The organism is Pseudomonas sp. B2021, assembly GCF_018135665.1.
In the GTDB taxonomy this organism is placed as follows: Bacteria; Pseudomonadota; Gammaproteobacteria; order Pseudomonadales; family Pseudomonadaceae; genus Aquipseudomonas; species Aquipseudomonas lactis.
Genome location: NZ_SMOF01000001.1, coordinates 2884822 through 2896677 on the forward strand (window position 1 = coordinate 2884822; position 11856 = coordinate 2896677).

The 11856-nt window shown below is 59.5% G+C and carries 11 protein-coding genes; 6 read left to right on the forward strand and 5 right to left on the reverse strand.

What is annotated here, in order from left to right; genetic code table 11:
• A partial coding sequence (gene zapE / locus E1K68_RS12750) for a cell division protein ZapE (RefSeq protein WP_212614174.1) occupies window positions 1-714 on the forward strand: 714 nt, incomplete at its 5' end.
• A gap of 165 nt (window positions 715-879) precedes the next feature.
• Window positions 880-1371: a GNAT family N-acetyltransferase gene (locus E1K68_RS12755; RefSeq protein WP_212614175.1), complete on the forward strand. Its 492-nt coding sequence runs from the start codon at window positions 880-882 to the stop codon at window positions 1369-1371.
• A 101-nt stretch (window positions 1372-1472) separates the two neighbouring features.
• On the opposite strand, the gene E1K68_RS12760 is transcribed toward E1K68_RS12755, so the two are convergent.
• From E1K68_RS12760 to E1K68_RS12775, 4 genes are all read right to left on the reverse strand, one after another.
• A complete protein-coding gene (locus E1K68_RS12760; protein ID WP_034135463.1) occupies window positions 1473-1685 on the reverse strand; it encodes a hypothetical protein in 213 nt (70 codons plus the stop codon).
• A 142-nt stretch (window positions 1686-1827) separates the two neighbouring features.
• The gene (locus E1K68_RS12765) at window positions 1828-4065 is read right to left on the reverse strand and encodes a TonB-dependent siderophore receptor (protein ID WP_212614176.1); all 2238 of its coding nucleotides are present in this window, start codon (window positions 4063-4065) and stop codon (window positions 1828-1830) included.
• 128 nt (window positions 4066-4193) lie between these two features.
• On the reverse strand, window positions 4194-5936 hold the full coding sequence (locus tag E1K68_RS12770; RefSeq protein WP_003190879.1) for a phosphoethanolamine transferase CptA: 1743 nt from the start codon (window positions 5934-5936) through the stop codon (window positions 4194-4196).
• A gap of 157 nt (window positions 5937-6093) precedes the next feature.
• Complete coding sequence (locus E1K68_RS12775; protein WP_275959717.1) at window positions 6094-6270, reverse strand: DUF6026 family protein; 177 nt, start codon at window positions 6268-6270, stop codon at window positions 6094-6096.
• Between the two features lie 259 nt (window positions 6271-6529).
• On the opposite strand from E1K68_RS12775, the gene gnd reads away from it, so the two are divergent.
• Genes gnd through E1K68_RS12790 form a run of 3 tightly spaced genes read left to right on the forward strand, consistent with a single transcriptional unit; the run spans window position 6530 to window position 9854 of the window.
• Entirely contained in the window at window positions 6530-7513 is a 984-nt protein-coding gene (gene gnd, locus E1K68_RS12780; RefSeq protein ID WP_003190882.1) for a phosphogluconate dehydrogenase (NAD(+)-dependent, decarboxylating), read from the forward strand.
• Window positions 7510-9033 (forward strand): glucose-6-phosphate dehydrogenase, encoded by a 1524-nt coding sequence (gene zwf / locus E1K68_RS12785; RefSeq protein ID WP_003190883.1) that lies wholly within the window; start codon window positions 7510-7512, stop codon window positions 9031-9033. Before gnd ends, zwf begins: the two co-directional genes overlap by 4 nt.
• Complete coding sequence (locus E1K68_RS12790) at window positions 9030-9854, forward strand: Cof-type HAD-IIB family hydrolase (protein WP_003190884.1); 825 nt, start codon at window positions 9030-9032, stop codon at window positions 9852-9854. The genes zwf and E1K68_RS12790 overlap by 4 nt, the downstream gene beginning before the upstream one ends.
• A gap of 66 nt (window positions 9855-9920) precedes the next feature.
• On the opposite strand, the gene E1K68_RS12795 is transcribed toward E1K68_RS12790, so the two are convergent.
• Window positions 9921-10181, reverse strand: coding sequence for a hypothetical protein (locus E1K68_RS12795; RefSeq protein ID WP_003190885.1), 261 nt, complete (start codon window positions 10179-10181; stop codon window positions 9921-9923).
• Window positions 10182-10525: 344 nt separating this feature from the next.
• Between E1K68_RS12795 and E1K68_RS12800 the strand changes: the two genes are divergently transcribed.
• Window positions 10526-11848 (forward strand): sigma-54 dependent transcriptional regulator, encoded by a 1323-nt coding sequence (locus E1K68_RS12800; RefSeq protein WP_003190886.1) that lies wholly within the window; start codon window positions 10526-10528, stop codon window positions 11846-11848.
• The last annotated feature ends 8 nt before the right edge of the window (window positions 11849-11856 follow it).

Consider the following 11856-nt stretch of genomic DNA (forward strand, 5'->3'; position numbering starts at 1 on the left):
CGCCTGTTCCAGGTGATGTTCGAGGAAGGCGTGGTGATGGTGTGTACGTCCAACCAGCCGCCCGACCAGTTGTATGCCGATGGCTTTAACCGTGAGCGTTTCCTGCCGGGCATCGATGCGCTCAAGCAGCATATGCAGGTGGTGGCGGTGGACGGTGGCGAGGATCATCGCTTGCATCCCGGCGCTGGCATGCAGCGCTATTGGGTGAATCAACCCGAGGCACTGGCGGCGGTGTTTCAACAATTGAGCCAAGGGCAAACCGTGATCCGCGGGGCATTAAGCGTAGGGCACCGCTCCATCATGACGGTGCAGGCCAGTGACACCGTGCTTTGGTGCCGTTATGCCGACTTGTGCGAGCAGCCCCTGGCCGCCATGGATTTCATGCTGTTGTGTGATCGCTTCCGCGCCATCCTGCTGGGAGACGTCCCCAACCTCAGTGCACAGAAACGCCCGGGCCGAATTGCCCGTGGCACTGAAGACGGCGCCGAGCGCGTGGTGGCTGGGGATCGAGAGTTGCCGCAGTTGTCGGTGCACGATGACAGCGTACGGCGCTTTATTGCCTTGGTAGACGAATGCTACGACCGTAAGGTGCCGCTCTTTATCGAAGCCCGTGTGCCGTTGCAGCACCTGTACACCGATGGTTACCTGGAATTTCCTTTCCGTCGCACCCTGAGCCGACTGCAGGAGATGCAATTGCAACGCTTCGCTATCTAGGAAAAATCGCCGCTTGCGGGCTCATTGCGCGCTTTGATGCGCGCAACCTTCGCACTTTCTGTCAGCTATTTGTCGCGTATCTCCTTCATCTACTGCCGACTCCACGCTTACAATCGCCCCTCTCAAAGGGAAACGATTCCCTGGTGGTCGCTATCGAGGAAGGAAATGGATACCCCAGACATCCTGGTGCTGCAAGCCAGCTATACCAACGCCGTGCACGCCGACGCCATTGGCCTGCTGCTCAACCATTACGCTGAAGATCCGATGGGCGGCGGCCACAGCCTGCCAGCCGATCTCTTGCAGCAACTGCCCGCCGAGCTGGCCAAGCGCCCACACGCGTTCAGCGTGTTGGCGTTTGCCGCAGGTGAGCCAGCGGGGTTGGTCAATTGCTTTGAAGGCTTCTCGACCTTCGCCTGCCGGCCCTTGATCAACGTCCACGATGTGGTGGTGAAGGAGCAATTCCGCGGCTTGGGCTTGAGTCAGAAGATGCTGCAAAAGGTCGAGGAAATCGCCCGGCAGCGTGGTTGCTGCAAGATCACCCTCGAGGTACTGGGAGGCAATGAATTGGCGCAGTCGGCATACCGCAAGTTCGGGTTTGACGACTCAGTGTTTGATCCCGCCCATGGGCGGATGCTGTTCTGGCATAAACCGTTGTAATAAATAACCGGCAAAAAAAGGGCGCCATTCAATGGCGCCCAATAAGCCTTCGCCAACGGAGCAGAATGGCGCAGGGTGCTACGGATTAAGTAAGCATTAAATCAACTGTTCGGTTGTGCCTGATCGACAGTCTCCGATTTAACCGACTTGCCATCGGCGCTGGCAACTTGCTGTTCAGCCTTGCCGTGGGTTTTTTCCTGAATAAAGCTGAAGTTGTTGTAGAACTCCTTGGAGCGTTCTGCACCGCCCTCTGCAAAGGCGGCGGCGGAGGTCAGGGTGATCAGGCTGGCCAGCATCAAGGTCGACATTTTCATCGCGGTATTCCCAATTAAAAGTGATAGGTGTCCGGTCGCTCCGTGATCAGATCATGGAGCGACTATGGCGTTATCTTATTAAGTGGGAATTAACTGAAAGTGCAGTTGAAGTTAACAGTTTCGTTAACTTCAATGTGCGCGGCTACAGCTTCCAATCCAGCGCCAACGTGACGGAACGCGGCTCGCCCCAATACACACCGTTATAAAAACCAACGCGCTCGTAGTATTTCTTATCAAAGAGATTGTTCACGTTGACCGACGCCGAAACCTGTTCGTCGAACTGGTAGCGTGACATCAGGTTGACCACGGTATAGCCCTGTTGCGTGATTTTCGCCCGGGTGGTGATCGGCCGGCCGTCGCTGTTGCGCTGCCCGGTCGGGCGGTTGCTGAAGTCGTAGGTTTCGCTCTGCCAGTTCACGGCGCCGCCGACCGTCAGATTGCGCCAGGCGCCCGGCAGGCGATAGGCGCTGGAGATCTTCAGCAGGTTCAAGGGTTGGCTGGTGTTAGTGCGTTTGTCTGAGCCATTGACCGAATGGGTGTAGGTATAGCCGGCGGTCAGATTCCAGTTTGGCGTGATTTCCCCGGCGGCTTCCAGCTCGAAGCCGTTGACCTTGTTACCTTTGCCGCCGGATTTGTAGTATTCCTCGCCGGTGACCGGATTGGGCGGTACTGAGTCATCTCGCTCGGCGACGTTGTCCTGGGTGCTCCAGAAGTACGCAGCGGCCAGGTTCAAGCGCTCGTTCAGCACACTGCCCTTGAGGCCCACTTCGTAGTTACTGCCGACCACGGGCTCCAGGTACTTCTTGTTGGCATCGCGGTTGTTCTGGGGTTTGAAGATGTCGGTATAGCTGGCGTAAACGGTGTATTGCGGCGTGATTTCGTAGAGCAGGCCGGCGTAGGGCGTCCACATATCATTGTGGGTCTGGCTGGTTTTGCCCGACGCGGTGAGTTGGTCGTTGGCATTGTATTTGGGCTCTGCGCTTTCCAGCTCCCAACTGCCGTAACGGCTGCCCAGCACGGCGTGCAAGCGGTCTGTGAGGCTCAGCCGCGTGGCCAGGTAACCGGCTTTCTGTTGCTTCTTGCTGTGCTCACCCTTCAGGTCGGTCACCTGGTCGGTGAACTTGCCGATGCCGCCCATGTGCTTCCAGTCCTGGATGGGGTAGTAGCTGTCTGGCAGGTCGCTGCGCATAAAGGGCGAGACATCCCGTTGCGCAGCTTCGCCATAGCCCATCATCAGCGCGTGTTCGCGGCCCAGCAGCGTGTAGCTACCGGCCAGGTTGAGGTCGATGGCCTCCATGCGCGAGGTACCGCGCATATGGCTGGCCCAGGCCGTCATGCCGCTGCGGTCGGGGTTGGGGAAGCCGGCGCCGCCGTAATACACCTTGCCATCGGTGTCGCTTTGGCGATGGGTGTAGGCGGCCTTCAAGTGCCAGTCGCCGCCGAGCCGGTGGTCGAGGGTGGCGAAGGTGGTCTTGTCGGTCAGTGGCCAGGAGCTCCAGTGCGCCGCCATGTTGGTGGAGCGGGGTAGCCTGGCCTTGCCGCCCTGGCTGTTCCAGTAGGGCACGGTGCCCCAGGAGGTGCCCTGTACCTGTTTGTCCTGGTAATCAAAGCCGACGGCCAGCACGGTATCGTCGGAAAGATCAGCCTCGAGGATGCCGTAGCCCACTGCCCGCTGCAGCCCATAGTTGTCACGAAAGGACCGACTGTCGCGGTAGGCCAGCACGCTGCGCCCGCGCAGCTTGCCGTCGAACGCCAGCGGGCCGCCCACATCAACGTAGCTGTAGTAGTTGTCATGGCTGGCGCCACTGATGCCGGTCTTGGCCTGCCACTGCGCGGTAGGGCGCTTGCGCACCATGTTGACGGTGGCCGAAGGGTCGCCTGCGCCCGTGGTCAGGCCCGTCGCGCCGCGCACTACTTCGATGCGGTCGTAGATGATGGTGTCGGCGTCGGTCTTCATGTAGCCGAAGGTGTTGAGCATGCCGTCAACCTGGAAGTTGTTGATGCCATAGCCTCGGGCGGAGTAGTAGACACGATCGGAGTCGTAATGCTGAACGTTGACGCCCGTGGTCTGGCGCAACACCTCCGTCAGGGTATTAAGATTGAAGTCGTCCATCTGCTGGCGTGTGACCACCGAGATCGATTGCGGGGTTTCCTTGACGGAGAGGTTCAGCCGCGTGGCGGTGCTCATCGAACCGGTGGTGTAGGCGCCGGTATGCTCGGTGGTGGAGCCCAGGCCGTCGGCGCTGATAGTGGTCGCGCCCAGTTCCAAGGCTTGGGTAGGGGCTGTTTCGGGGGTGGTGTCGGCCAGCGAATCCGGGCTCAGTGCCAGGCTGAACAGGCCGAGGGTGAAGGTCATGGAACGGGTGAAGGGCGCGAACATCACTGCAGACTCCTTGTCGTCTTTGATACCTCCCCAGGCAGGGAGGGCATGGTTCAAAGACGAAAGGAGCTGCGGAACTTTAGGCTCAAACGAGAATGATTGTTATCTTTCTGTTACAAGGCCCTGGCTTACTTGGCCACCACTTCGGCGCCGTCGGCCTTCTTGGGCTTGATCAGGCTGAAGTCGATCAGCGCCTTCTGCTTGGTCTCGTAAGGGTTGCCGATCAACAGCGGGCGTGGCTTGAAGCTGTCGCTCACCAGGCTCTTGCTGTGGTCCAGTTCGTCGAAACTCAAGCCTGCCATGTCGGCCCAGGTGTGGATCAACTGCGAACTGCTGTAAGGCCGCTGCAAGTCGCCGGCAAAGCTCCAGTCGTGGCTTTCGCGCCATTTTGGCGAGGCGTAGGCCATGAACGGGATGGTGTACATCGGCGCAGTCGGCTTGCCTTCGTTACGGCCCAAGGTGTCATGGCCGGCGGAGTCGAACACGTCTTCGCCGTGATCCGACAGGTACAGCAAAAAGCCGTTGGGGTCGGTCTTGGCGTAGTCCTTGATCAGGCTGGAGACCACGAAGTCGTTGTACAGCACGGCGTTGTCATAGCTGTTGTAGGTCGGCAACTGCGCATCGCTGACACCCGCCGGCACGCCCTGGCGGTCGGTGAACTTGTCGAAGGTTGGCGGGTAGCGGTACTGGTAGCTCATGTGGGTGCCCAGCAGGTGCACCACGATGAACTTGCGCTCGGCGGTATCGGCCAGGGCCTTGGAAAACGGCGCCAGTACATCGCCGTCGTACTGACGGGCGTTCTGGTTGCGGTTGTTGTTGAGGTACACCTGCTCGTCGGCCTGTTCGGAAAAGGTCGTGAGCATGGTGTTGCGTTTGGTCATGGTCTGCTGGTTGGTGATCCAGAAGGTCTTGTAGCCAGCCTGTTTCATCACGCTGACAATCGACGGCGTCTTGAGGTACAGGTCCGGGTTTTCTTCGTCGGCGAAGGTCAGCACCTGTTGCAGTGCTTCAATGGTGTAGGGGCGCGGGGTGATGACGTTATCGAACACGGCCAACTGGTCGCGCAGCTTGTCCAGTTCCGGCGTGGTGTTGCGCGGGTAGCCGTAGAGGCTCATGCGCTGGCGGTTGGTGGACTCGCCGATCACCAATACGAGTGTGGACGGCTGGCCGGCCATGCTGTCCTTGAGGTTGTTCAAGGGCGGGATCTTGCTCGCACTGGTGAGCATGCCTTGCATGTTGTCCAGCTGCTCGGTGTAGCGACGGTAGGCGACGATCATCTGCCAAGGCACGGCAGGCTCGATGCGGGTTTCGAAACGGTCGATGGCCAATTCCATGGTTTCGCTGGTGGCGATCTGCTTGACCAGTGGGTAGCCCACCACTGCCAGGACGATGGCAATGGCTGCCACGATCGACTGACCGCGCGGCAGGTACACCGGGCGCAAGCGCGTCCACAGAAAGATGGCGAAGGCGGTGTGGGCAATGAACGCCAGCACGATCCACCAGGCAAAGTATTGGGTGGCGTATTCGCCGGCTTCAGAGATGTTCGACTCGAACATGATGAAGATGACGCTCTGGGAGAACTCCTGCTGGTAAATGAAGAAATAACCCAGGCTCGCCATAGAGCAAGCCCACAGCACCACGCCGATCAAGGCGGCGAGCAGGCGCGTACGACGCGGGAATAGCAACATCGGCGCCAGCCACAGCGCACTCATGAAGAAGGCCTGGCGGAAGCCACTGAAGCCGGAGGTGCCGGTCAGTTGGATAAGAAGTTGGGTAATACCCGAGAAATACCAGAAAAACAGGAATAACCAGCCAAGGCCGGCCCAATCAAAGCCTTTCGCAGTCGTCGTGCTGCGTTTGAACATCGCCATCCAGCGCCCCATCAGAAAAAGATTGTCGCGCACAGGCGCGCAACATCGGGCCGCCCAGGAAGTGAGCGGCATCGCGGAACGGGAGTATCAAGAGGGGAGTGTGAAAACTTTGTGAGTTTTCTGTAGGTATTGCCTTACAAGGCTACTGGCGCGGGCTTCAGCACAGCGCAGGCTTGGCATCCGACGGCTGAACGAGATGGGCTTGAAGGTGTGAACGCAGGCGCAGGACTTCCTGTTGCAACTGATCACGCTCGTCTTTCAACTGGCGCAGTTCATCGCGACGGATAGTGACGTAGAGGGTCTGTGGCGGACGGGTCATCTGTGCTGTGCTCATTGCTTACCTCGCAAATAGCCGGTAGATCGCGGTGCCAAAACAGGTTTTTGGCAACAGTCGGAAGCAAGTTTGAATTCTTTTTCGCTGCAAGGGAACTTTTTTATTTTTGGTGGTCGTGTGACTTTTGCCGGGGTGATGGTGAAACGATGGCAACTTTTTTGTCATGAAACTACACGGATCCGCTCTGGACTAACCCTCATTAGCCTCATTGCGCTATAAACTATGTCACACATTTTTTAGAAGTTAGGAGCATCAGCACATGCAACTGGGGATTATCGGACTAGGCCGCATGGGCGGTAACATTGCGCGGCGCCTGATGCTCAATGGGCATACCACCGTTGTATACGACCGTAACGAAGCCTTCGTCAAAGCCCTGAGCGAGGAGGGCGCCACCGGCGTCGCCGACTTGAAAGCGCTGGTGGCCGGCCTGCAAAAGCCTCGCGCTGTCTGGGTGATGTTGCCGGCGGGCGCGCCCACCGAAGACACCATCAACGTGCTGAGCGAACTGCTGGAAGACGGCGATGTGATCATCGACGGCGGCAACACCAACTACAAGGACGACGTGCGTCGCGGCAAGGCCCTGGCTGAAAAGGGCCTGCACTATGTGGACGTGGGCACCTCGGGCGGCGTCTGGGGCCTGGAGCGTGGCTATTGCATGATGATCGGTGGCGACACCGAGACCGTGAATCGCCTCGACCCGATCTTCAAAAGCCTGGCGCCGGGCCTGGGTAACATCCCGCGCACCAAGGACCGTTCGGCCTCTGCCGACCCACGTGCCGAGCAGGGTTACATCCACGCCGGCCCAGCGGGTTCGGGCCACTTCGTCAAGATGATCCACAACGGCATCGAGTACGGGATGATGCAGGCGTTTGCCGAAGGTTTTGACATCCTCAAGACCAAGAACTCGGAGAACCTGCCAGAAGACCAGCGCTTTGACCTCAACGTTGGCGACATCGCCGAAGTCTGGCGTCGTGGCAGCGTGGTGTCGTCCTGGCTGCTGGACCTGACCGCCGACGCCCTGGCCACCGACCCGAAACTCGACGGCTACTCAGGCTCCGTGGCCGACAGCGGTGAAGGCCGTTGGACCATCGAAGCAGCCATGGAGCAGGCCGTGCCGGTTCCGGTGTTGTCGACCTCGCTGTTCGCGCGTTTCCGTTCCCGCCAGCAGAGCACCTACGGTGACAAAATGCTATCTGCCATGCGCTTCGGCTTTGGTGGCCATGTGGAGACTTCCAAAAAATGACCGCCAACGGCAAAAAACCCAAGGCCGAACCTGCTCCACCCACCACCTTGTTTCTGTTTGGCGCCCATGGCGACCTGGTCAAGCGCCTGCTCATGCCGGCGCTGTACAACCTGAGCCGCGACGGGTTGCTGGGCGATGGTCTGCGTATCGTCGGCGTTGATCACAACGCCATCAGCGATGCGGACTTTGCCAAGAAACTCGAAGACTTCATTCGTACCGAAGCCTCCAGCAAGGTCCGGGGCAATGCCGAAAACGCCCTCGACCCTGCGTTGTGGGCGCAATTGGCCAAGGGCATCAGCTACGTCGAGGGCGATTTCCTCGACGACAGCACCTATGCCGATATCGCCAGCAAGATCGCTGACAGCGGCACCGGTAATGCGGTGTTCTATCTCGCCACTGCACCGCGCTTCTTCAGTGAAGTGGTGCAGCGCCTGGGCAGTGCCGGCTTGTTGAATGAAACCGACGATGGCTTTCGCCGCGTGGTCATCGAGAAGCCGTTCGGCTCCGACCTGGCCACCGCCGAGGCGCTCAACGCCTGCCTGCTCAAGGTGATGAGCGAGAAGCAGATCTACCGCATCGACCATTACCTGGGCAAGGAGACGGTGCAGAACATCCTGGTCAGCCGTTTCTCCAACGTGCTGTTCGAAGCGTTCTGGAACAACCACTACATCGATCACGTGCAAATTACTGCCGCTGAAACCGTCGGCGTTGAAACCCGGGGCAACTTCTTCGAGAAGACCGGCACCTTGCGCGACATGGTGCCCAACCATCTGTTCCAGCTGCTGGCGATGGTTGCCATGGAACCGCCGGCAGCCTTTGGTGCCGACGCGGTGCGCGGTGAGAAAGCCAAGGTGGTGGGTGCGATCCGCCCCTGGTCGCTGGAAGATGCGCGGGCCAATTCTGTGCGCGGCCAGTACACCGCTGGCGAAATCGCTGGCAAGCCATTGCCCGGTTATCGCGAAGAAGCCAACGTCGCGCCCGACAGCAGCACCGAGACCTTCGTTGCGCTGAAAGTGATGATTGATAACTGGCGTTGGGTCGGTGTGCCGTTTTACCTGCGGACCGGCAAGCGCATGAGCATCCGCGACACCGAGATTGTGATCTGCTTCAAGCAGGCGCCGTATGCGCAATTTCGCGATACCGAAGTCGATGAGCTCAAGCCCACTTACCTGAAGATTCAGATCCAGCCGAACGAAGGCATGTGGTTCGACCTGTTGGCCAAGCAGCCTGGGCCGACCCTGGAGATGGCCAATATCGAATTGGGCTTTGACTACAAGGACTTCTTCGAAATGCAGCCGTCGACGGGTTACGAAACCCTGATCTACGACTGCATGACCGGCGACCAGACCTTGTTCCAGCGTGCCGACAACATCGAGAACGGTTGGCGTGCGGTGCAGCCGTTCCTGGATGCGTGGAAGCAAGATGACGGTATCCAGGCTTACAAGGCGGGTGAGGATGGCCCGGCGGCGGCCGATGCCTTGCTGGCCCGCGATGGCCGCGCTTGGCATAGCCTCGGATGAGTGACGCGACGATTCATCCCATCCGGTTTGTCCTCAGTGATGTGGACGGGACGCTATTGCATCCCGACCACAGCCTCAGCCAACGCACCGCCGATGCCATTCGCGCGATGCGCGAGGCCGGGGTGCTTTTCAGTCTGGCCAGCGGGCGTCCGCCCAAGGCCATGCGGCATTTGATCGAAACCTTCGGTATTGATGTGCCGGTGGCGGGCTTCAATGGCGGCACGTTGGTCAACCCGGATGGCAGCATCCTGGTTGCCCACCATCTGCCGGCGGAAGCGGCACTGATCACCCTGGCGCTGTTTTCGGCCGAGTCGGACGTGGAAGTCTGGGTGTTTGCCGATGGTGACTGGCTGCGCCGTGATCCGCCCGGGCCCATGGTGCAGCGCGAAGCTGATGGCTTGGGCTATGGGCCGGTGGTGGTAGAGAGTTTCGAGCCGTACCTGGACCGGGTCGACAAGATCGTCGCCGCCAGCAACAACACCCAGTTGTTGGTGGAGCTTGAAGCGCAATTGCAGCCCAAAGTGCAGGGGTTGGCCCAGGTGTCGCGTTCGCAACCGGTGTACCTGGACGTGACCGCGATGCTGGCCAACAAAGGCGAAGCCTTGAAAACCCTGGCCGAGCACCTGGGCGTACCGCTTGCGCAAACGGCCGCGATTGGCGACGGTGGCAATGACCCGGCGATGTTTCATGTGGCGGGGTTGTCGATTGCCATGGGCCAGGCCGAAGAAACCGTCAAGCGCCAAGCCAATGTGGTCACCGGCAGTAATGTCGAGGACGGCGCTGCCGAGGCGTTCGAGCGTTTTATTCTCACCGCACGTTAATGACTGACGTATGACTGCACAACTTCCAGCTCAAGTTTTACTTGGGCTGGAAGTTGCTGCATGCAATTACTTCGGCATTGCCCACTGTTGCAACTGGTGGCCCTCTTTATCGAGCTCGGCACGGGCCTGCAACAATAGGTTTTCAAGTTGAGCCGGGTCGGTATACGCAGTGGAGGACAGCTGTTTGCTGCCGATGCGGGTGTTGGTACGGTCGATGACGCTCAGGCTGAGGGCGCCAACGCCATCGTGCCAGGCCACGCACTGAAAGGGCTGGAAAGCACGGTCTGCAATCAAAAGAGCTTCGTTGATGCGCAGCGGAGCGTTCATTTGGGTCTTCTCTCTGTATGCCCATTCAAGTGAGTACCGGCGGTTGGGCTGACCGTGCGGTGGGTTACTTGTACTGATGCACGATGGTGGGGTGCGGGTCACATGCTAGGGCAAGAAATTTTAACTTTCCCTGATTGACGTCATGTAAGCGGCTGTTTTGAAAGCGCAATAAGCCTTTCACTGGCGGGCAACTTCGGGCGCGCTACGAAACAGGCATGGCTTTTTGCCCACACTTATAGCGAAATGGTACAAGGTCAGCGTCAAGATCTTGCTAGGGTTACCAGCAGTCGCCACAAACTGTTGTTTCTAAATAACTTTAACAATCTTGGCGCCAAGGAATAGTCATGATTGCGACGCCCCCCCAACGCCGCTTACTGGTGGTCGACCCCTGTGACGACTGCCACGGGCTCTTGCCCGGTTTACGCACCGCCGGCTGGGAAGTGGACAGCTGTGCCCTGGAGGCGGTGGGTGAGCGCTCCTGCGATGTGGGCCTGCTGCGTTTGCAACGTGACCACCTGGAACGCCCCGAAGCGGTCAAGGAGTTGATTGGTCGCAGCGGCACCGAGTGGATCGCCGTGCTCAGCCAGGATGTACTGCGTTTGCAGAACGTCGGCGATTTTGTCTGCGAATGGTTCTTCGACTTCCACACCTTGCCCTTCGATGTGTCCCGGGTGCAGGTGACCCTGGGCCGTGCGTTCGGCATGGCGCGCCTGCGTGGCAAGGGCTACGCGCCGGTGGATGAGCCCCACGAATTGCTGGGCGAGAGCCGCCCCATTCGTGAGTTGCGCAAGTTGTTGTCCAAGCTGGCGCCGACGGAATCCCCGGTGTTGATCCGCGGTGACAGTGGTACGGGTAAAGAGTTGGTGGCCAAGACTTTGCACCGCCAATCCCAACGGCACGCCAAGCCGTTTGTCGCGATCAACTGCGGCGCCATCCCTGAACACCTGATCCAGTCCGAGCTGTTCGGCCACGAAAAAGGCGCGTTTACCGGCGCTCATCAGCGCAAAATCGGGCGTATTGAAGCGGCCAACGGCGGCACGCTGTTCCTCGATGAAATTGGCGATCTGCCGATGGAGCTGCAAGCCAACTTGTTGCGCTTTCTTCAGGAAAAGCACATCGAACGCGTCGGCGGAAGCCAGCCGATACCGGTGGATGTACGCGTGTTGGCCGCCACTCACGTCAACCTTGAGGCCGCGGTGGAGAAGGGCGCGTTTCGCGAAGACCTGTATTACCGCCTGAATGTCCTGCAAGTGGTCACCGCGCCGTTGCGTGAACGCCATGGCGATGTGGCGATGCTGGCCAACCATTTTTCACGTTTCTATAGCCAGGAAACCGGGCGGCGCCCGCGCAGTTTCAGCGAAGAGGCCTTGGTGGCGATGGGGCAACACCCGTGGCCGGGCAATGTGCGTGAACTGGCCAACCGCGTGCGCCGCGGCCTGGTGTTGGCCGAAGGGCGGCAGATCGAAGCGGTTGACCTGGGGCTGCAAGGCCAGCAGGTTATTTCGGCACCGATGGCAACACTGGAAGACTACAAACACCGCGCCGAACGCCAAGCGCTGTGCGATGTGCTCAACCGGCACAGCGACAACCTCAGTGTCGCAGCCCGCGTGCTGGGGATTTCCCGGCCGACATTCTACCGGTTGCTGCACAAACACCAGATCCGCTAGGGCGGGTA